Source organism: Oscillibacter sp. 1-3 (assembly GCF_000403435.2).
Classification (GTDB): Bacteria; Bacillota; Clostridia; order Oscillospirales; family Oscillospiraceae; genus Oscillibacter.
Map to the genome: position 1 here is coordinate 114,360 of NZ_KE159708.1, position 19,150 is coordinate 133,509.

Sequence of the window (19,150 nt, forward strand, 5' to 3'; positions counted from 1 at the left end):
AGACAAAGGAGATTTGCTATGAGACGGATACTTGCGCTTTTAGCCGCAGCGGCGCTGCTGCTGTCCGGGTGCTCCGTGGGCGTCATCGGCGGGGACGACGGTCCCACGGAAGTGATTACCGGCAGCGGAACAAAGCTGCGGGAGCTTGACGTGGTGCTGGACTGGTACCCCAACGCCCTCCACGCCTTTTTGTACGTGGCCATGGAGAAGGGATACTACGCCGACGAGGGACTGCAGGTGAATATCCGCTTCCCCTCCAACGCCAACGACGCCATCTCTCTGGTGGCGGCAGGGAAGGCGGACGTGGGCCTCTACTACCAGCAGGACGTAATCCAGGCCCGGGCCAACCAGGCCGTGCCGGTGAAGTCCATCGGCGCCGTGGTCCAGGGGCCGCTGAACATCGTCCTCTCCCTGGAGGAGAAGGGCATCGCCTCCCCTGCGGACCTTGTGGGCAAAACTGTCGGCTACGCCGGGACGGAGCTCTCCGAGGCAATTGTCCGCAGCATCATGGCGGACGCGGGAGCGGATTACAGCGACGTGACCATGATCGACGTGGGGTTTGACCTCATGAGCTCCATGACCACCGGCAGCGTGGACGCCACCATTGGCTGCCTTGTCAACCACGAGGTGCCTCAGATGGAGGAGGAGGGCTTTGCCGTCAGCTGGTTCGACCTGGACGACTACGGCGTACCCACTTACTACGAGGGCGTGTTCCTGGCAAACGACGACGCCATTGAGCGGGACGGGGAGACGCTGTCCGCTTTCCTGCGGGCCAGCGCCAGGGGCTTTTCCGATATGCAGGCGGACCCGGAGGAGGCCCTGGCGATCCTCCTGGCCAACCAGAACGAGGAGAATTTCCCCCTGTCGGAGACGGTGGAGCGGTCCAGCATGGCGACGCTCCTGCCCATGATGGAGACGGAGGAGGCGGCGTTTCTCTCCCAGTCCGACGGGCGCTGGGAGGAGAACATCGCCTGGATGCTGGAGCAGGGACTGATTGACCGGGCCCCGGCGCTGGACGAGGTGCGGGTGAATCTGGCGTTTTGACAGGACCGGCGGGAGGCCTGCCGCCTCCCGCCGGTCTTGATTCTGCCCGCAGAGCGGTCGCAAACGGTTCCGCCATGGCCGCCTCATTCTGGCGCCACGCCCTCTGCGTCCGGGGCGTGAAGTCCGCCCGGTCCAGGCAGGGCCGGAAAATCTGCCGGAGCGCGCCTGAGCAGCCGGCGTTCTGCGCCGCGCTTTGCCCGCTAAATACGGGGAGGCCTTTCGGCCTCCCCGTCTGAATTTTTCGTTATTCCTCCTCGTCCGTGACAATGAGGCCGTAGCCGCCGGATTTGCGCTTGTAGACGATGGAGAGGCTGTCGTCGTCACTGCTGCGGAACACAAAGAAGCTGTGGTCCAGCAGGTTCATCTGCAAAATGGCCTCCTCGGCGCTCATAGGCTTCACCGCGAAGCGCTTGGTGCGGACGATGGGGAACTCCTTCTCCTCCGCCACCTCGAAATCGTCTGCCGGAGCCGGGGGAGGGAAGCCCTCGCTCCGCAGACGCTTGGACAGGCGGGTCTTATTCTTCAAGATCTGACGCTCGATATACCCCACTGCGGCGTCCACGGCGCCGCGCATATCCCCGTCCGGCGCCTCCGTCTGGGCCCGAAGCAGCGTACCGCCGTCCCGGATGGTGACCTCCACAGCGCACAGGTGGTCCTTCTCCACGGAGAAGAGCACGTGGGCGGTGGCGTTGTCGTCCCGCAGATATTTCTCCAGTTTGGAGATCTTTTTCTCGGCGTAGTCCTTGATGGAGTTGTTCAGGGAGACTTTCTTACAGGTGTAGGTGTACTTCATCGAGATCGCTCCTTTCGTGTGGACGGGAGGCGCACCCTCCCTTTTGTGTAGTATAACATATGTGTTGGTTTTTGAAAAGGGGGTTGTGTTGAAAAAGCACAAATTCTTTTCCTCCGCCCTGGTTCGACAAAAGAAGTGGCAATTCGCCAAAAGCTCCTATTTACAAAACCGCTCCCCAAGGTGTAAGATAATCCAGGAAGCTTTCCAATATCCCACCCGCTTGGGCCGCACGGCGCATGTCGCCGGGCGGCCCCTTTTTATGCCTTCCGGAGGGACGGGGCTGCGGCAAGCCGTTCTCCCAAAACGCAAGCGGCGCCGCCTGCGCCGCGCCGCTCCCGTAATCTTCGCTCTTTTTGTCTGCGGGCCTTTCGCGCTGTCCCCGCCTGTCCTCCCGCTTCACAGGCCGCAGGTCAGTCCAGTTTCCGCCGGAAGTTGCCGTGGACCCGCACGCCCTCCTGCATGGTGACGAAGGCGTGGGGATCAATGGCGTGGACTGTGTGGAGCAGCTCCTCAATCTCGTACTTGGAAAGACACACGCACAGCACATGGACATCCGTCCCGGTGTAGGCGCCCACGCCGTTCCAATAGGTGACGCCCCGGCCCAGCTTCTCCATAATAAAGTGAGCCAGCTTGTCCTGGTCGTCCCGGGTGAAGATCAGCGCCTCCACGCTGACGTTCTGCTGGTGCATCCGGTCCAGCACGATGGCGGAGAAGTAGTTGTAGATCACGGAGTAAATGGCGATCTCCGGCAGGAACAGGATCAGGCAGGCGGCGTACAGGAAGAAGTTGAAGGTCAATGAGAACTTGCCCACGGTAAAGCGGCTGCCCCGCTTGCTCAGGCAAAGCCCCACAATGTCCAGCCCGCCGCCGCTGCCGCCGCAGGTGAGGGCGATGCCGCTGCCGATTCCGTTGAGAATGCCCCCCAGCAGGCAGGCCGTCAGATAGTCGTCCACGATGGGCGCGGCGGGGGTGGGCACCATGCTGTAAAACAGGGAATAGCTCAGGGTGCACACCAGAGTCTTGAAGACCAGATGCTTTCCCAGGGTCTTATAGGCGAAGAGCAGAATGGGGACGTTCAGGGTGAAGTACAGGATGCCGGCAATGTCGCTGCTGCCGAAGTCCAGGCCCATATAGGTCTGCATCAAAGTGCGGAAAAGCTGGCAAACGCCCATCAGGCCGCCGCTGTACAGCCCCAGGGGCACAATAAACAGCCTGACGCCCACGGCGCAGATCAGCTCGCCAAAAACAGCGGCCACCAGCCGCAGCCAGCGGTTGTGCAGGGTATTGTAAATCATGGCGTCTCCTCCCGGGGCTTTGCGCCCCGTTTTCCATATGGTAATAGTATGACTGCTCCCTACGTCCGATTATACGGGCTTTTTTGGAAAACACAAGAGGAAACCGCCCTGCGAATTGCACAGAAAATCGCCCCTGCTTCAGCGGGATTCATGGAGAGGCTTCACAGAGTATACCGCAAAAAGCGGTGAAGTCTGTCCCGGGCCCGCCGGAGGGTGCGGGATACGGTGGAACGGTTTACCCCCAACCGTTCCGCGATCTGGGGCATGGTCATCCCCTGGTCGTAGTACAGCGCCACCATCTCCCGCTGCCGCTCCGTCAGCTCCCTCTCCCGGGCCAGGCGCAGGTTCCGGCGGAGCCGGGTCATCTGCTCGCCGTTGTCCTCGGCATTGGCCCGCCGCCACACCGTCATGTCCCCCAGCCACTCGCTGCTGCGGTTTTCAAAGCGTGTATTTTTCATTTTTGTGATAACTCCTTTCGTAATAACGGGCGGTCAGGGCGGCCAGCTCCCGCATCTCCCGCCACATGGGCATCAGCTCCGCAACGCGCCGGCGCAGGCGGCGGGCAGCCTCGCCGTCGGTCTGGGCCCGCTCCATGGCCCGCAGCTCCACTACCCGGGCGTGGATTATCTCGGCGCTTGCTCCGTACTCCCGGGACATCTCCAGCAGCGTCATTGTCCATCCTCCCTTCCACTGATCTTCCGGCAGGGGGCCGGCCCCCGCCGGATCAGGTCCGGCAGGCACACGGCGCACACGCCGGCGCCGCCGCAGAACCAGTACGCCTCCCCCTTTGTGAGCTGCTGTCCGCACAGGGCGCACAGCGGCGTCTGCCGCCTCTGGCGGCGCTTGTCAGGATACAAACCCATCACTCCCTCAAAAAATCTTGAAAACCTGCTGGAAAAAACCAAAAAAGATGTTGACAAAACGAGATCTATCTGCTATCATAATCAATGCTGTTGGAACTGCTGGTGTAGCTCAGCTGGTAGAGCAGCTGATTTGTAATCAGCAGGTCGGGGGTTCGAATCCGTCCACCAGCTCCAAATTTCATATGGGGGAGTTCCAGAGCGGTCAAATGGGGCAGACTGTAAATCTGTTGTCACTGACTTCGGTGGTTCGAATCCACCCTCCCCCACCAAAACAAAAAGCACGCTTCGGCGTGTTTTTTTGTTTTGGTGGGGGGCCACCTTCCGGGCCTTTGGCCCGGAAGGTGGCTGCCGCCTGCGGGCGGGATGATTGAAATCCCGCAGGGGGAACCCGGAAAGGTTTCCCCCGCAGACACCCCCCTCCTTCGGGCCGCTTTCGGCCTGTCCGGAATCGGGACGCGCCCCAGGGGCGCGGGGTGGAGTTACAAGAAACTTGTTGATATGACTATGTTATCACAAGAATCTTGTTGTGTCAAGTGGGGATTAACAAGATTCTTGTGAAAATTTATTGACGGTAACAAGAAAATGGGGTACACTGATAGCAGGAAGCAGAATTATCCTTAAAATCTTTGGGATGGACGGGAGCGGGAATTTGGGCTTTTCAAAAGAGCAGCTGTAAATTCAGGCTGATTTTCCGTTTCTGCCTGACTTCTGATTTTTCGAAGTCTCCGGGATTTTGAGGACTTTCAAAGGGGGCGCGGCGATGCGGTTTGGTGAACGGATGCGGGCGCGGCGGGAGGAGCTGGGGATCTCTCGGGCGGAGCTGGCGGCTATGATGGGAATCTCCGGGTCCGCTGTGGGGAATTACGAGGGCGGCGTCAGCTTTCCCAAGGAGGAGGTGCTGCTGCGGCTGTTTGACTGCCTGGAGACGGACCCCAACACACTGTTTCAGGACAGCTTCCGCGGCGGTGCGCTGGTGCTGGACCGGACCGAGCGGCAGCTGCTGGAGCAGTATCGGGGACTGTCCGCCAGGGGGCGGGAGTCGGTGCGCTCCGTGGTGGGGACGCTTTGCGCCTACCGGGACGAGGTGGAGAGCAGTCCGGCGGAGGCGGAGCCCCGGGTGATTCCGCTCTACCGCTCTCCCGCGGCGGCAGGCTACGCCGCGCCGGTATTCGGGGAGGATTTCGATTATCTGGAGGTTGCGGGGGATGTGCCTCTGGCGGCGGAGTTTGCCGTGCGTATTCAGGGAGACTCCATGACGCCCTATATTGAGGACGGCGATCTGGCCTATGTGAACCGGGACCCTCTGCGGCCCGGGGATGTGGGAATTTTCTGTGTGGACGGGGACATCCTCTGTAAGCAGTACTACAAGGACCCGGCGGGGACTGTGTACCTCTTCTCCCTGAACCGGGCCAGGGCGGATGCCGACGCGGTGTTCACCTCCGGCAGCGGGCGGACCCTGGCCTGCTTCGGGCGGGTGATCCTTCACGCGCCGCCCCTGCCGGGGCGGGGATAGTTCCGCCCTCCGGCGGCAAAATTACACAGGGACGGATTGAGACCCCGCGTTCTGAAAGGGAGGGATTCGGTGCAGGACTCCTATGAATTTCATGCCGAGATACACGAACTACACGACAACGGCGGCGCGTATGTTGTCTTTCCCTGGGACATCCGGAAGGAGTTTGCCGCCGGGCGGGTGAAGGTCCGCGTTTTGTTCGACGGGATCGCCTACGACGGCAGCATTGTCAATATGGGCGTGAGGGACGGAACGGGGGATACCTGCTATAGTCAACACACTTGAAAAGAATCAGAACGATTCTTTTCAATCTGGCGGAAGTTCTGCTGCCGCCAGGGACCGTGTAAACGGCCGTGTGTTTGACTTCATAGGGGAAGCACACGGGCAGAGCCCGTTCAGCGGGTCAACGACCCGCTGGTTGAAAATCCGCAAATTGCGGATTTTCAAGTGCTTCAACTATATATCATTGGGATGCTCAAATCCATCCGGAGCGCCCTGGGGAAAGGTGGCGGAGACACCGTCCATGTGGTGGTGAGGCGGCGGTGAACGCCCAGGAATTTTACTTTGAAAAAAGCTTGCCTGAGAGACGGAGACATTCCGCTTTCAGGCAAGCTCTTTTCGTTTTTTGGCAGCTTTGTCAGGGATTGTCCCCCAGGATATGGACATCCAGCTTCTTGTAGGGAATCTCCACCCCGGCCTCGCCGAAGGCCGCCCTGAGATTTTCCGCCAGGGCGAAGTGGACCTCCCAGTAGTCCTCCGACGACGCCCAACAGTACACCGTGTACTCGATGCCGCTGCCGCCGTAGGCGGAGAGGCGCACGGTGGGGGCCGGGTCCTCCAGGACGTTCTCCGTGGCCGCCAGGGCCTTCCGGCAGGCGTCCTTCACGGTCTCCGTCGGCGCGTCGTAGGCGGCGGAGATCTTCCAGGTGATCCGCCGCCGGCCCAGGGCGGTGTAGTTGGTCATCTGGGAGTTCGCCAGGGACTTGTTGGGCAGCATCACCAGCAGGCCGTCGGGCGTCACCAGCTTGGTGTAGTTCAGAGTGATCTCCTCCACGGCGCCGGAGGTGCCGGAGACCTCGATATAGTCCCCGATGGCGAAGGGGTGGGCGGAGAGGATCACCAGTCCCCCTGCCACGTTGGACAGCACGTCCTCCGCCGCCAGAGTAACCCCCAGAGAGGCCACGGACAGCAGCGCCACCAGGGAGGTCATGTTGATGTCCAGGCTCTCCACTACGATAATGGCGGACAGCAGGTACAGCACCAGCCGGATGCCGGACAGCAGGTACTTCTGCACCCTGCCGTCCAGCCTGGAGGCGGACAGCAGGCGGCGGGCCAGCTTCATCAGCAGCCGGATCACCACCAGGCAGACCGCCAGCACGATGAGAGCGGTCAGAATGTCCCCAACGGACACCCTCCCCACCGAGGCGGACAGCAGGGCCCCCACATCAAAATTTCCCACAGAGCTTCCCTCCCCCCTTATGCGTTCCCGTCATCCCTCGGGAACCGGGTCTCCCGGACCTGCTGCGCCACCAGGTCCGGGTCCACACGGAAGAAGGTGAACTCCCCCGTGGCCAGCAGCGCCCCGTCCCCGCCGGTGATGTCCACCTCTGCCAGGCAGGTGGACTGTCCCCGGTGGCGGACGCGGCCCTCCGCCCGCACCGTGCCCTCCGACTGGTTGCGAAGAAAGTGGAGGGAGCCGGCCTGGGTCACATAGGCCCGGCCGTCGGTGTGGACAGCCACGCCGGCGGCGTTGTCCGCCAGGGTGTACAGCGCGCCGCCGTGGACCATGCCGAAGGGGTTCCGGCTCTCCGGCCGGATGTCCAGCCGGAACACGGCCCGGTCCGGTTGGACAGATTCCAGCTCCATATGGTTGTAGCGCATAAAGGCGTTGCGGGACAGGCGTTCCCGGGTGTTTGTCAGTAAATCGTCCATGGCGGTCTGCTCTCCTCTGAAATCAGTTTTTCACAAGTATATCACGCCTGTCTCCACTTTTCCACGTTTTTTCAAAAATGCGGTTGACAAATGCAGGCGGCGGTAGTATTATGAACATATGAACAGTCGTTCAATTGTTCAGTTGAAAGGAGGCGGCCATGGAGGACCGTTACAATGTGGAGTGCTGCGACTTCATCCACGCCCATGAGGAGATCGTGGAGCGGGTTCGGGGCCAGCTGCCTGGGGAGGACACCCTGTACGACCTGACGGAGCTGTTCCGGATCTTCGGAGACTCCACCCGCATCCGGATTTTGTACGTCCTGTTTGAGGCGGAGATGTGCGTGTGCGACATTGCCTCACTGCTGGGCATGACCCAGTCGGCCATCTCCCACCAGCTGCGGGCGCTGAAAAACGCCCGGCTGGTGAAGTCCCGGCGGGAGGGCAAGACAGTGTTCTATTCCCTGGCGGACGACCACGTGAAAACCATCATCGACCAGGGGCTGGAGCACGTATCCGAGTGAATCCCCCGCAAAATTACATTTTGGAGGAATTGATTATGAAAAAGCGCTACAAACTCACCGACCTGGACTGCGCCAACTGCGCCGCCAAGATGGAGGACGCCATCAAGAAGATCGACGGCGTGAACGACGCCACCGTCAGCTTCATGGCGCAGAAGATGACCATTGACGCCGACGACGGACGCTTTGACGACATCATGAAAGAGGTTGTCGCCGTCTGCAAAAAGGTGGAGCCGGACTGTATCATCAACCTGTAAAGCGAACGGGCCCGCTTTTGAGCGGGCCCGTTCGGAAAGCGGGGAAAAGCAGGCCCCCGGCCTGACAAACCACAGGGAGCCTGCAAAAACCCAGAGGAGGCGTTGAAACCTGCCGTCTGATCGCCTCCAGTATAGCAGACCCGAGAGAGAAATGCAAGAAGGAAACCACAGACTTTCTTAAGGAGGCGCTCCCAATGAAAAACCTCACCCGCAAGCAGCAGAAAATGCTGATCCGGATTCTGACGGCGGCAGCTTTGCTGGCAATTGTCAAGCTCCTGCCGCCCCTGCCCGACGGCATATCGCTTTTGTGGCTTTTGTATCTCGTCCCCTACGCCGTCATCGGCTGGGATGTGCTCTACAAGGCCCTCCGCAACATCCGAAACGGCCAGGTCTTTGACGAGAACTTTCTCATGGCCCTGGCCACCGTGGGGGCCTTTGGCACCGGCGAGTACGCCGAGGCGGTATTCGTCATGCTCTTCTACCAGGTGGGCGAGCTCTTCCAGGACTACGCCGTAGGCAAGTCCCGCCAGTCCATCGCCGCCCTGATGGACATCCGCCCCGACATCGCCAACCTGGAGCGCGGGGACGGCTCCCTGGAGGAGGTGGACCCGGAGGACGTGGAGGTCGGGTCCGTCGTGGTGGTGCGGCCCGGCGAGCGGGTGCCCCTGGACGGCATGGTGCTGGAGGGTGTTTCCGCCCTGGATACCGCCGCCCTCACCGGAGAGGCCGCGCCCCGGGACGTGGGCCCCGGCGACGATGTCATCAGCGGCTGCGTGAACCAGTCGGGTCTCCTGCGGGTGCAGGTCACCAAGCCCTGCGAGGAGTCCACCGTGTCCAAGATTCTGGACCTGGTGGAAAACGCCGGAGAGAAGAAGGCGGCCAGCGAGAACTTCATCACCCGCTTCGCCCGGTACTACACCCCCTGCGTCACCCTGGCGGCCCTGGCCCTGTTCCTGATTCCCACCATCGCCCTGGCGGTGGTGCCGGCGGCGTCCCAGCCCGCCTTTCTGGCGGGGACGGCGTGGACCGGCTGGCTTCATAGAGCCTTGATCTTCCTGGTAATCTCCTGTCCCTGCGCCCTGGTGATCTCCGTGCCTCTGAGCTTTTTCGGCGGCATCGGCGGAGCCAGCAAGTGCGGCATTTTGGTAAAGGGCAGCAACTATCTGGAGCTCCTGTCCAGGACGGAGACAGTGGTCATGGACAAGACCGGCACTCTGACAAAGGGCGCTTTCACCGTCACTGCCCTGCACCCCGCCGGGGACTTTGCGGAGCAGGCCCTGCTGGAGTACGCGGCCCTGGCGGAGAGCTGGTCCAGCCACCCCATCTCCCTCTCCCTCCGCAGGGCGTGGGGCGGGGAGGCCGACGGCAGCCGGGTCACAGACGTGGAGGAGATCGCCGGACACGGCATCGCCGCAAGGGTGGACGGCAGGGCCGTCTCCGCCGGTAACAGCCGCCTGATGGAGCGGGCGGGCGTCCGCTGGGAGTCCTGCGAGCTGCCGGGAACCATTGTCCACGTGGCGGTGGACGGCGTCTACGCCGGACACATTATCATCTCCGACCTGCCCAAGCCCGAGGCCAAAACCCTGGTGGAGGGCCTGAAAGCCGCCGGCGTGAAAAGGACGGTCATGCTCACCGGCGATACCGAGGCCACGGCCAAGGCCGTGGCCGGGGACCTGGGGCTGGACGAGTACCATGCCCAGCTGCTGCCCGCCGGCAAGGTGGAGCAGGTAGAGCGTCTGCTGGGTGACAAGACCCCGGGGGCGGCGCTGGCCTTTGTGGGCGACGGCATCAACGACGCGCCGGTTCTGACCCGGGCGGATGTGGGCATCGCCATGGGCGCCCTGGGGTCCGACGCCGCCATTGAGGCTGCCGACATCGTCCTCATGGACGACAACCCCGCCAAGATCGTCACCGCCATACGCATCTCCCGCAAGACGCTGCGGATCGTGAAGCAGAACATCTGGTTCGCCCTGGGCGTGAAGTTCGCGGTGCTGATTCTGGGCGCCTTCGGCATGGCCACCATGTGGGCGGCGGTATTCGCCGATGTGGGCGTGGCTTTCCTGGCCATTCTCAACGCCACCCGCTGCCTGCGGGTGGAGGAATTCGGAAAATAAACCCCGCAGTGAAACCGCCAGCCCCGGCGGTCGGGGCTGTGATACGGGGTTCGACAGATACCGCCCGGCGGAGGATTCGGCGGATCTTCCGCCGGGCAATATTTTTTGTTTTGGGGCTTGCAATCCTGGCGGCGATATGCTAAGATACTAACGCAATCGATCCGCTAGTGTAGCTCAGTCGGTAGAGCAGCTGATTCGTAATCAGCAGGTCAGGTGTTCGAGTCACCCCACTAGCTCCAGCTCAGGAATTCCCCTTGCTGCTCGCTTCCGCTCTTGGCGGAAAGCTCCGCCGGGCGGGGGAATTTCTTTGCGTTCTGCCAATTTCTTCCGCCGGAGATCCGACGGGAACTGTTTCCGGACAATAGGAAGCTGTATTCATCGGTGAGGAGTGCCGGATGGGCGGGGGATTTCCCCGCCGCCCAAGGCAAATGCCCGCAGAAATACTGGATGCATTTCAAGAAAACTTAACGAGGAACGGCGCGAATAGACCCGTCCGGACGGCCTTCAACGCCTGTGAATGCAGCTTCCATGTGCTTGACTGTGTCAAAGGAGGGGCCATATGGATAATCAATTGGTGTGGCAGGAAGAGTACAATATCGGAGTAGAGGAGATCGATAAGGAACACCGGCGGCTGTTCAAAATCATCAATAAGCTCTTTGCCGTTGACGGGGAAGGGGAAGAGGAGAAGAGCCGCTGGGCGTGCCAGGAGGGAATCAAGTATTTCAAGGGCCACGCTGTCAAGCACTTCGCGGACGAGGAGAGATATATGGCCTCCATCGGCTACGAGGGGCTTGAGCGGCACCGCCTCATCCACAGGGACTTTCGGGAAAATACGCTTCCCGCCCTGGAGGAGGAGCTGGAGCGGACCAATTACTCGCTGGATTCCATGTCCCATTTTCTGGGAGTGTGCAGCGGCTGGCTCATCGGCCACACCATGACGGAGGACCACGCCATCACCGGCGGCAAGGTGAGCAAGTGGGAGCATCTCCTGCCGAATGAGCAGCTGTCGGCGGTGAAGAAGACCATCATCCAGCTGGTGTTCGATATGTTCCACCTGGAGTCCAAGGCAATCAGCGACGCCTACGGCGGCGAGAAGTTCGGCCGGGGCGTGTACTGCCGTCTGGCCTACGGGACGGAGCGGGACGAGAGACGCCAGGAGATTCTCATGGTCTTTGAGGAGAAGCTGCTGATCAACACAGTGGGCAAGGTCATGGGTCTGCGGACCAACCGGCTGGACACCATGCTCCTCAACGCCGCCAGATATACCACCCGGCAGTTCGTGGGCCGGCTTACAGAGTACTTCCCGGAGTGGAAGACCTACAACTTGAAAGAGGAGAACCTGCTGACCTACGAGCAGTTCCGGCAGGTATTCGAGCGGGAGAAGCCCCAGGTCAGCCTGCTGTTCAACACCGGCGGCGCAGGGTATTTCGCCTACTGCGCCATCGCGCCCCATCTGCTGGAGAGCGGCGTGGTCACGCCCCTCCAGGCGGACAACGCCATGTCCGAGGTGGAGCACTACCTCACAAAGCGGGAGGAGCAGGCCGCCCAGGACGCGGCCAGCAACCGGCGCAAGGTCCTGGTGGTGGACGACTCCATGACCATCCGGCAGGCCATGAAGCAGCTGCTGCAGGACGACTACGAAGTGACCCTGGTGGAATCCGGTGTGGCCGCCATCCGCACCATCACCCTGAACCGGCCGGACCTGGTCCTGCTGGACTACGAGATGCCCGTCTGCGACGGAAAACAGACTTTGGAGATGCTCCGCCTGGAGAAGTCCTTTGCGGACATCCCGGTGGTCTTTCTCACCGGCCGGGGAGACCCGGAGGTGGTGAAGCAGCTGCTGTCTCTAAAGCCGGCGGGATACCTGCTGAAATACTTAAAGCCGGCGGAGCTCAAGGGGAAAATCGACGCCTTCTTTGAAAAGCAAACGGGCTGACCGCCCCGCATATGTCAAAACCTCCGGCCCGGCCGGAGGTTTTTCTTTTTGATCCCTATTCACACGCGCTCAGCCGTCAGACCGCTGAAAGAAGGCCACCGCCACGGCTCCCGGGCCCACATGGGCGCCGATGGTGCCGCCGACGGTGCCCACGGGCAGGGCGTCGGTGTGCTCCGCCCACAGCGCCGCGCTGTCGGCAATGTACTTTTGCAGGAGACTGTCCTCCAGCCCCGTGTACCCCAGCAGATAGGGCCTTTCAAAGTCCACGCCCCTGGTCTTCCGGATCTCCTGCACCAGCAGGTTGCTGCCGTTTTTGGAACCCCGGGCCCTGCCCAGCATCACCACCTCGCCGTGTTCCACGGCCACCACCGGCTTGACGGACAGCAGTCCGCCCACCAGCGCCGCGGAGGAGGAAATCCTGCCGCCCCGCTTGAGATACTCCAAGGTGTCCAGCAGGGCCACCAGACAGATGTCCTTTTTCTCCTCCTCCAGCCGTCCGGCGACGGCGGCGGCGTCCAGCCCCTGATCCATCAGGGCCAGGGCCCGCTGTACCAGGATCTGTTCGCCGATGGTGGCGTTTTCGCTGTCCACCACGAAAACGCGGCCCGGGAACTCCTCCGCGGCGATGCAGGCGCTCTGGAAGGTGCCGGAGAGCTTGGAGGACACCACCACGGCCACCACCGTCTCTCCCGCCTCCGCGGCCTGCCGGAATGCCTCCTCAAATTGGGCGGGGTTGATCTGGCTGGTGGCGGGCAGAACGTCCCCCTCGATGAGCTTCTCGTAAAACTGGCGGTGGGTCAGATTCACGCCGTCCAGAAACTGCTCCTCCCCAAAAGTCACGGTCATGGGCAGGACGGTGACCTCCGGACGGCAGGGCAGGGGCAGGTCGGCGGCGGAGTCGGTGATGACGCGTATTTTCATAGCGGTTCCTCGATTCAAAGATACTTTTGCGCAAGGGAGCGGAACGGGGAACGGACCGCCGTCTTCCCGCCGCCGCCCCTTCGGCGAGCTACCGGAGTATATCACGCTTTTCCGGAAATTACAACAGAAAGATCCCTGCGCCTCGACAGAAAATGAGAAAAATTTATGTATACAAACCAGGCCAAATGTGATATACTAGCTAAAATCAGGCGTTGAGGAGCCCTGTTTGACAAATGGCGAAATGCGCAGCGGCGAAAAAGTTCGCTGATTCAGCGTTTTGACACTTTCCAAATATGCCCTGGGTCCTCCGCCCTTTTTCTGATATTTTACCGGCACGGGACGCGGTTTCCCGCCGGTCGAATAGATCACAGAAGCTCAATATGGACATTCGGACATGACGTGACCGAACCCCTGCCGGCGAAACGGGGCCGCGCAGGCGACGGACGTCTCTTCTTTGCGTGCGCCCATTTGCGGCTGTGCCGCTCGGGCGTGTCCTTTGGAGCCTCTGTTACATATCAGGAATCTGCATTTGCAGCCGTCGAACGCCGTCTGGGCGGTCTTTTCCCGCCCATTCGGCTTTTCCCGGCTATGGAATACAGGTTCCAAGAGTTCAAAGGAGTTTATTGTATCTATGGCAGAAAAACTGAAAATCATTCCCCTGGGCGGTCTGGACGAGATCGGCAAAAACATGACCGCCTATGAGTACGGCGGCGAGATTATTGTGGTGGACTGCGGCATGGCCTTTCCCGGGGACGACATGTACGGCATCGACCTCATCATCCCCGATGTGACCTACCTCATCAAAAACCGCGCCCGCATCCGCGGTCTCTTCATCACCCATGGCCACGAGGACCATGTGGGCGCCATTCCCTACGTCCTCAAGCAGGTGAATATGCCCATCTACTGCACCCGCTTCACCGCTGGCCTCATCTCCTTGAAGCTGGAGGAGCACGGGCTGGTGAAGTCCACCAAGCTCATCACCGTGGAGCCGGGGAAGACCGTGCGGGCGGGGAAGTTCAATGTGGAGTTCATCCATGTCAACCACTCCATCGCCGACTCCGTGGCCTTTGCCATCCACACCCACATGGGCACCGTGGTCCACACCGGCGACTTCAAGATCGACTCCACCCCCATCGACGGGGAGGTCATCGACCTGGCCCGCTTCGGCGAGCTGGGCAAGGAGGGCGTGCTGGCTCTGTGCGCCGACTCCACCAACGTGGAGCGCCCTGGCTACACTATGAGCGAGAGCGCCGTGGGCCAGACATTCATGCGGCAGTTCCAGGGCTGTGACGAGCGGATCATCGTCACCACCTTCGCCTCCAACGTCCACCGCATCCAGCAGGTGCTGGACGCCGCGGCGGCCTTTGGCCGCAAGGTTGCCGTCACCGGCCGGTCCATGGAGAACATCATGAAGGTCTCCACGACTCTGGGCTACATGAAGGTGCCCAAGAACACCCTCATGGACATCAACAAGATCAAGGGCCTGCCCAAGAACAAGCAGGTCATCGTCACCACCGGCTCCCAGGGCGAGGAGATGAGCGCCCTGTACCGCATGGCCTTCTCTCAGCACAAGCAGGTGGAGGTGGGCCCTGGCGACAAGGTCATCATCTCCGCCTCCGCCATCCCCGGCAACGAGGTGACGGTGAGCCGGGTCATCAACGAGCTGTTCCGCAAGGGCGTTCACGTGATCTACGACAAGGCCGACATGCTCCACGTCTCCGGCCACGCCTGCCAGGAGGAGCTGAAGATCATCCACGCTTTGACGAAGCCCCGTTTCTTCGTCCCCCTCCACGGCGAGCAGCGGATGCTCCAGATCCACAGCCAGCTGGCCCAGCAGATGGGCGTGGAGCGCAACCACATCGCCATCGCGGAGAACGGCTCCGTCATCGAGCTCACTGCCAAGACGCTGAAAATCGGCGGCACCGTCCCCGCGGGAGAGGTGTACGTGGACGGCTCCGGCGTGGGCGACGTGGGAGCCGTGGTCATGCGGGACCGCAAGCGCCTTGCCGAGGACGGCATGGTAGTGGTGGTCATGCCCGTGTCCGCCCATAACGGCGCACTGCTGAGCCCGCCGGAGATCATCACCCGGGGCTTCATCTACGTCAAGGAGTCCGGGGATCTGATGAAGGACCTCCAGGGCGTGGCCCTGGACGCGGCGGAGGGCGTCACCCGCCGCCGGGGCCGGGACGACGGCGAGCTGAAGGGCGCGGTGAAGGCCGCTGTCAGCAGCTACCTCTTTAAGAACACCAAGCGCAGTCCCATGGTCATCCCTGTGGTGACACGGCTGTAAGAAGCTGTAGGCGCAGAACGGCGGAAAAAGATCTGGCGCTTGCGTGTTTTCCCATTTATCAAACAAGGCCTGATAAATACAGCGTAAGAAACCGGATGGACGGGGCTGCCGTCCATCCGGTTTTTCATTCGGTTGAAATTACGCCACAGCGGAGAAGGGGGTACGGGCTTCCTCCTGGTTCTGGCCGCTCTGCTGGTCCTCCCCCTGGGGCTCTGATTTTGCCGCCGTGACCGTGCGGGTGGTGCCGCCGGAGACATAGGCCCTGCCGCACTCCGGGCAGATGGCGGAGTGGTAGGTCACGTTCTGACTGACCACCTCCCGGTCCTCCCGCTGGGCCTTGGCCTGTTCCCGGTAGACGTGCTCCATCTCGTGGCCCCGGACCGCCGAGGCGGCCTGGTCCGGGTCAATCGCCGTGGGGGTCTTGAAGGAGACGCCGGCGTCGTCGGAGCCGTCCTGATACTTCCGCTCCTTGCAGGTCTGGCACTCGCCCTCCTCCAGGGCCTTCTGGACGCTCTCCGCGCCCAGAGCGGTCTGCCCGTCCTGGGACTCCGCCGCATTCTGGACGCCATCCGGCGTGGGCTCGCCGTACTGGATGCGCATCCGCACGGCCATCTCCACCGGGTCCGCACCCTGGCGGATGGGCAGGCCCAGCCGGGCGGACCCGGCCTCGTTGCCGCTGATTGCCGGAGCGGGACGCACCGGCTGCACCGGGGTCTCCGGAGAGGCGGGCTTCCGGGCCGTCCAGACGCCGCCGGTCCTCTGGGCGTTTTGGGACTGCTCCGCCGGCTTGGCGGCGGTGCTTTGATAGGGATTGTAGTAGAAACTCAGGCCGGAAACTCCGCCGATCATATCATCCACTCCTGTCAGCGCGGACTTCGCTCTTTGATACTTTTATTATAGCAGGTCTTTCCCAAATGGCAAGCCTTTCTTTTCCCGCCCCCGCCATTTTGAGACCAGGAATCCCGCGGCGATGCCGCCGGCCCCGATAAGGAGCGCGGTCCCGGTGTCCCTGAGCTGGACATACAGAATCACCGCGGGCCCCCTTTCAAAGTCCAGATTCATGCTGCACAGCATCATGAGATAGCACATTGGAAGCATCATACCCGTCATGGTGGCCTGCAGGACGGGCACGGTGTGGACGCCCCGCCTCCGCAGGCGCACCAGCGCCCAGAGAAAGACGGCGGCCTGGAGGAAAAACAGCTCCCCATACAGCACCTGCATCGTCAGAGCGGCATGGCCGGGGTCGATCAGGCCGAAGAAAGCCGGTACTGGCTCGGTGTCCCACAGCCTGCCCAAAAAGGCGAAATAGCTGTAGAGCATCAGTCCAAAGCTGGCGGCCGTACTGGCCAGAGACAGGGCCAGCGCCCGCCGGTCCGCCCGCTGGAGGCCGGATTTCCGCCCCCGGAGAGAGACGGCGCAGATGAGCAGGCAGACCGCCAGCAGGCCGAAGCCCTGCTTCGGCAGAAACTGCCCGGTAAAGATCACATTCCGGCCTTGGAGGACCAGGTTCAGCCCCAGGCTGGCGAAGGTGACGAAGGGCAGCAGCAGCGCCAGACGGACAATGGTCCGCCAGACGGCCCACCGCTTGATCTTCTTCGCCGCGTCCAGGGCGATGCGCTCCAGGCTCTCCCCGGAGATTGCGGTCTCCCGCAGCCGCCTGGCCCGCTCCTCACAGGCGGGGCAGGCCGCCAGATGGGCCTCCACACACTGCCGGGTGGCCTGGGTGCAGATGCCGTCAATATAGGACGGCAGCAGGTCGTAGATGATGTCGCAGTCAGGATTCTTCATGATGGGCCTCCTTTGCCAGAATTTCCTTTGCCCGGAAGTAGGTCACCCGAGCCCAGTTCTCGCTCTTTCCCATGATCTCCCCGATCTCCTTGTAGGCCAGTCCCTCCATGGCCCGCAGGGCCACCACCCGCCGCATATCCGCCCCCAGAGCCCGGTATGCCTCCAGTACCTCCGCCAGCTCGATGCGGCGCAGAGCCTGGGTCTCCGTGTCCTCCGGGGCGGGGAGCCGGGGGTCCGGCTCCTCCGGACGCTCCCGCCCGTATTTCTCCCAATGCTGGTATAAGGCGTGCTTTGCGATCTGGCACAGCCAGGTGGATATCCGGCAGCTGTGGTCAAACCGCTCCAGGGACTCCCAGGCCCGGAGGAAGGTCTCCTGGGTCAGGTCCTCCGCCAGCCGGGGATCGCGGCAGGCGGAGAGCAGGAAACGGTACACGATCTGCACATACTGCTGGTAGAGCTCCTCCATTTCCCCGCCTCCTCTCTGGGTATATATCGGATTAGGGGGCGATTCGTTACAGCTCCATTTCAAATTTTTTCAGCACACTTGTCTTTTCCAGGGAAAAGGGGTATCATAGTCCCACGGAACAAAAGGAACCGTCCAATTTCGATTGGCGCCGGCGGCGTGTCGCCGTCCGGTTTTCGCACACCCACCGTATTCGCTCCGCTCAGCCGCGCCGCTCCGAGGTAGAACCGCACGGCTGCACCGTGCTCTTGCTACCGCTCCGCGGCCCGACATGCAGATGGTTTTGTTCCGAAGCGCCGGAGAGGGGGCCTCCTCATATGATCGTATACCGGGAGGCCGCCTCCCTGGCCAGAGACCTGGGCGTGGAGCTCAAAACCCTCTACGCCCTCAGCAACAGCCTGCCCGCCCACTACCGCACAGTGGAGATCCCCAAGGCGGACGGCGGCGTCCGCCGCCTCACCGTGCCGGACGAGGCCCTGAAACGGGTCCAGCGGGCCATTTTGAACAATCTGCTGGTCCACATGCCCGTGTCCCCCTATGCCACGGCCTACCGCTACGGCGGCGGAGCCGTCTGCAATGCCGCCCGGCACGTGGGACGGCCCCAGGTCCTGCGGCTGGACATCCGCCATTTTTTTGACAGCGTCCGCTATTCCGCCGTGAAGGACGCCGTCTTTCCGCCGGAGATCTTCTCCGAGCCCCTGCGGGTGCTGCTGACCATGCTGTGCTATTACCGGGACGCCCTGCCCCAGGGCGCGCCCACGTCTCCCGCCATTGTCAACATCCTGCTGCGGGACTTTGACCGGCGGGTTGGCGGCTGGTGCCGGGAGCGGGGCATCGTCTACACCCGCTACTGCGACGATCTGACCTTTTCCGGGGAGGATTTATCCGGTGTCCGGGCAGTGACGGAGGCGGAGCTGCGTGACTTGGGCTTTTTCCTCAACGAGCGAAAAACCCGTCTCCGTTCCGCCGGACAGCGGCAGACGGTGACGGGCCTGGTGGTGAATGAAAAGGTGCGTGTTCCCCGGGAGGAACGGCGGGCCATCCGGCAGGCGGTGTACTGCTGCCGCCGCTTCGGCTTGGAGGACCACCTGGCGAGGACTGGCGTCGGTTTGACGCCGGAGGCCTGCTTGAACCGGCTGCTGGGCCGGGTGGGGTATGTTCTGCAGGCAGACCCGGACTGCGCCTGGGCGCTGGAGGCGAGGCGGTGGCTGCTGGAGGAACGCCGCAGGAGGATTTAGGCTCTGTTTGAAAAATGGCAAAATGCGCAGAGCGGCGGATCTTTTTCCGCCGCTTATTAGACAAGACCTGGTGAGATGAAGAGCGGGACGGCGAAGCCGTCCCGCTCTTTTTGCATTGTATCGGGAGCTTGGCTCTGGACACTGTCTGGAGCCATGGGGGCTTTGCCCCCGCACCCCCACCGCCCTTT

General features: G+C 62.1%; 21 protein-coding genes and 3 tRNA genes. 13 read left to right on the plus strand and 11 right to left on the minus strand.

Annotated elements, in window-relative coordinates; all coding sequences use genetic code 11:
* The first annotated feature begins 18 nt into the window (after window positions 1-18).
* Window positions 19-1,044, plus strand: coding sequence for an ABC transporter substrate-binding protein (locus C816_RS10930; RefSeq protein ID WP_016322449.1), 1,026 nt, complete (start codon window positions 19-21; stop codon window positions 1,042-1,044).
* A 244-nt stretch (window positions 1,045-1,288) separates the two neighbouring features.
* On the opposite strand, the gene hpf is transcribed toward C816_RS10930, so the two are convergent.
* From hpf to C816_RS10955, 5 genes are all read right to left on the minus strand, one after another.
* Entirely contained in the window at window positions 1,289-1,837 is a 549-nt protein-coding gene (gene hpf / locus C816_RS10935) for a ribosome hibernation-promoting factor, HPF/YfiA family (protein ID WP_016322450.1), read from the minus strand.
* Window positions 1,838-2,247: 410 nt separating this feature from the next.
* Window positions 2,248-3,132 carry a YitT family protein gene (locus tag C816_RS10940; RefSeq protein ID WP_016322451.1) on the minus strand — a complete coding sequence of 295 codons (885 nt, stop codon included), beginning with the start codon at window positions 3,130-3,132 and terminating at the stop codon, window positions 2,248-2,250.
* 161 nt (window positions 3,133-3,293) lie between these two features.
* Window positions 3,294-3,590, minus strand: a complete 297-nt coding sequence (locus C816_RS10945) for a sigma-70 family RNA polymerase sigma factor (RefSeq protein WP_016322452.1) — start codon at window positions 3,588-3,590, stop codon at window positions 3,294-3,296.
* Window positions 3,571-3,804, minus strand: coding sequence for a hypothetical protein (locus C816_RS10950; RefSeq protein ID WP_016322453.1), 234 nt, complete (start codon window positions 3,802-3,804; stop codon window positions 3,571-3,573). The genes C816_RS10945 and C816_RS10950 overlap by 20 nt, the downstream gene beginning before the upstream one ends.
* Window positions 3,801-3,989 (minus strand): hypothetical protein, encoded by a 189-nt coding sequence (locus C816_RS10955; protein ID WP_040655448.1) that lies wholly within the window; start codon window positions 3,987-3,989, stop codon window positions 3,801-3,803. Before C816_RS10955 ends, C816_RS10950 begins: the two co-directional genes overlap by 4 nt.
* A 104-nt stretch (window positions 3,990-4,093) precedes the next feature.
* Between C816_RS10955 and C816_RS10960 the strand changes: the two genes are divergently transcribed.
* The 5 genes from C816_RS10960 (at window position 4,094) to C816_RS24900 (ending at window position 6,051) form a co-directional block, all read left to right on the plus strand.
* Window positions 4,094-4,169: transfer RNA gene (locus tag C816_RS10960), tRNA-Thr, on the plus strand.
* Window positions 4,170-4,179: 10 nt separating this feature from the next.
* Window positions 4,180-4,264 (plus strand) — tRNA-Tyr (locus tag C816_RS10965).
* A 491-nt stretch (window positions 4,265-4,755) separates the two neighbouring features.
* The gene (locus tag C816_RS10970; protein ID WP_016322455.1) at window positions 4,756-5,508 is read left to right on the plus strand and encodes an XRE family transcriptional regulator; all 753 of its coding nucleotides are present in this window, start codon (window positions 4,756-4,758) and stop codon (window positions 5,506-5,508) included.
* A 69-nt stretch (window positions 5,509-5,577) separates the two neighbouring features.
* On the plus strand, window positions 5,578-5,790 hold the full coding sequence (locus C816_RS10975; RefSeq protein WP_016322456.1) for a DUF1905 domain-containing protein: 213 nt from the start codon (window positions 5,578-5,580) through the stop codon (window positions 5,788-5,790).
* Window positions 5,791-5,952: 162 nt separating this feature from the next.
* The gene (locus C816_RS24900) at window positions 5,953-6,051 is read left to right on the plus strand and encodes a DUF1905 domain-containing protein (protein WP_242832186.1); all 99 of its coding nucleotides are present in this window, start codon (window positions 5,953-5,955) and stop codon (window positions 6,049-6,051) included.
* A gap of 91 nt (window positions 6,052-6,142) precedes the next feature.
* Here C816_RS24900 and C816_RS10980 read toward each other — a convergent pair whose 3' ends face one another.
* On the minus strand, window positions 6,143-6,964 hold the full coding sequence (locus tag C816_RS10980; protein ID WP_016322457.1) for a mechanosensitive ion channel family protein: 822 nt from the start codon (window positions 6,962-6,964) through the stop codon (window positions 6,143-6,145).
* A gap of 17 nt (window positions 6,965-6,981) precedes the next feature.
* The gene (locus tag C816_RS21830; protein WP_016322458.1) at window positions 6,982-7,437 is read right to left on the minus strand and encodes a PaaI family thioesterase; all 456 of its coding nucleotides are present in this window, start codon (window positions 7,435-7,437) and stop codon (window positions 6,982-6,984) included.
* A gap of 158 nt (window positions 7,438-7,595) precedes the next feature.
* Between C816_RS21830 and C816_RS10990 the strand changes: the two genes are divergently transcribed.
* From C816_RS10990 to C816_RS11010, 5 genes are all read left to right on the plus strand, one after another.
* A complete protein-coding gene (locus C816_RS10990) occupies window positions 7,596-7,958 on the plus strand; it encodes an ArsR/SmtB family transcription factor (protein WP_016322459.1) in 363 nt (120 codons plus the stop codon).
* A gap of 35 nt (window positions 7,959-7,993) precedes the next feature.
* Window positions 7,994-8,212, plus strand: a complete 219-nt coding sequence (locus tag C816_RS10995) for a cation transporter (protein ID WP_016322460.1) — start codon at window positions 7,994-7,996, stop codon at window positions 8,210-8,212.
* A gap of 194 nt (window positions 8,213-8,406) precedes the next feature.
* On the plus strand, window positions 8,407-10,326 hold the full coding sequence (locus C816_RS11000; protein ID WP_016322461.1) for a heavy metal translocating P-type ATPase: 1,920 nt from the start codon (window positions 8,407-8,409) through the stop codon (window positions 10,324-10,326).
* A 163-nt stretch (window positions 10,327-10,489) separates the two neighbouring features.
* Window positions 10,490-10,565, plus strand: a tRNA-Thr gene (locus C816_RS11005).
* 320 nt (window positions 10,566-10,885) lie between these two features.
* On the plus strand, window positions 10,886-12,262 hold the full coding sequence (locus C816_RS11010; protein WP_016322462.1) for a hemerythrin domain-containing protein: 1,377 nt from the start codon (window positions 10,886-10,888) through the stop codon (window positions 12,260-12,262).
* Between the two features lie 69 nt (window positions 12,263-12,331).
* On the opposite strand, the gene C816_RS11015 is transcribed toward C816_RS11010, so the two are convergent.
* Window positions 12,332-13,183, minus strand: a complete 852-nt coding sequence (locus tag C816_RS11015; protein ID WP_016322463.1) for a DegV family protein — start codon at window positions 13,181-13,183, stop codon at window positions 12,332-12,334.
* Between the two features lie 631 nt (window positions 13,184-13,814).
* Between C816_RS11015 and C816_RS11020 the strand changes: the two genes are divergently transcribed.
* Complete coding sequence (locus C816_RS11020; RefSeq protein WP_016322464.1) at window positions 13,815-15,473, plus strand: ribonuclease J; 1,659 nt, start codon at window positions 13,815-13,817, stop codon at window positions 15,471-15,473.
* Between the two features lie 138 nt (window positions 15,474-15,611).
* Here the strand turns inward: C816_RS11020 and C816_RS21835 are convergent, their stop codons facing one another.
* The 3 genes from C816_RS21835 to C816_RS11035 are packed head-to-tail and all read right to left on the minus strand — an operon-like array spanning window position 15,612 to window position 17,727.
* Window positions 15,612-16,322: a hypothetical protein gene (locus tag C816_RS21835; protein WP_016322465.1), complete on the minus strand. Its 711-nt coding sequence runs from the start codon at window positions 16,320-16,322 to the stop codon at window positions 15,612-15,614.
* Window positions 16,323-16,367: 45 nt separating this feature from the next.
* Window positions 16,368-17,261, minus strand: a complete 894-nt coding sequence (locus C816_RS11030) for a zf-HC2 domain-containing protein (RefSeq protein ID WP_016322466.1) — start codon at window positions 17,259-17,261, stop codon at window positions 16,368-16,370.
* Window positions 17,248-17,727, minus strand: a complete 480-nt coding sequence (locus C816_RS11035; protein ID WP_016322467.1) for an RNA polymerase sigma factor — start codon at window positions 17,725-17,727, stop codon at window positions 17,248-17,250. Before C816_RS11035 ends, C816_RS11030 begins: the two co-directional genes overlap by 14 nt.
* Before the next feature lie 314 nt (window positions 17,728-18,041).
* Here C816_RS11035 and C816_RS11040 point away from each other — a divergent pair, with 314 nt between their 5' ends.
* On the plus strand, window positions 18,042-18,962 hold the full coding sequence (locus C816_RS11040; protein WP_016322468.1) for a reverse transcriptase family protein: 921 nt from the start codon (window positions 18,042-18,044) through the stop codon (window positions 18,960-18,962).
* The last annotated feature ends 188 nt before the right edge of the window (window positions 18,963-19,150 follow it).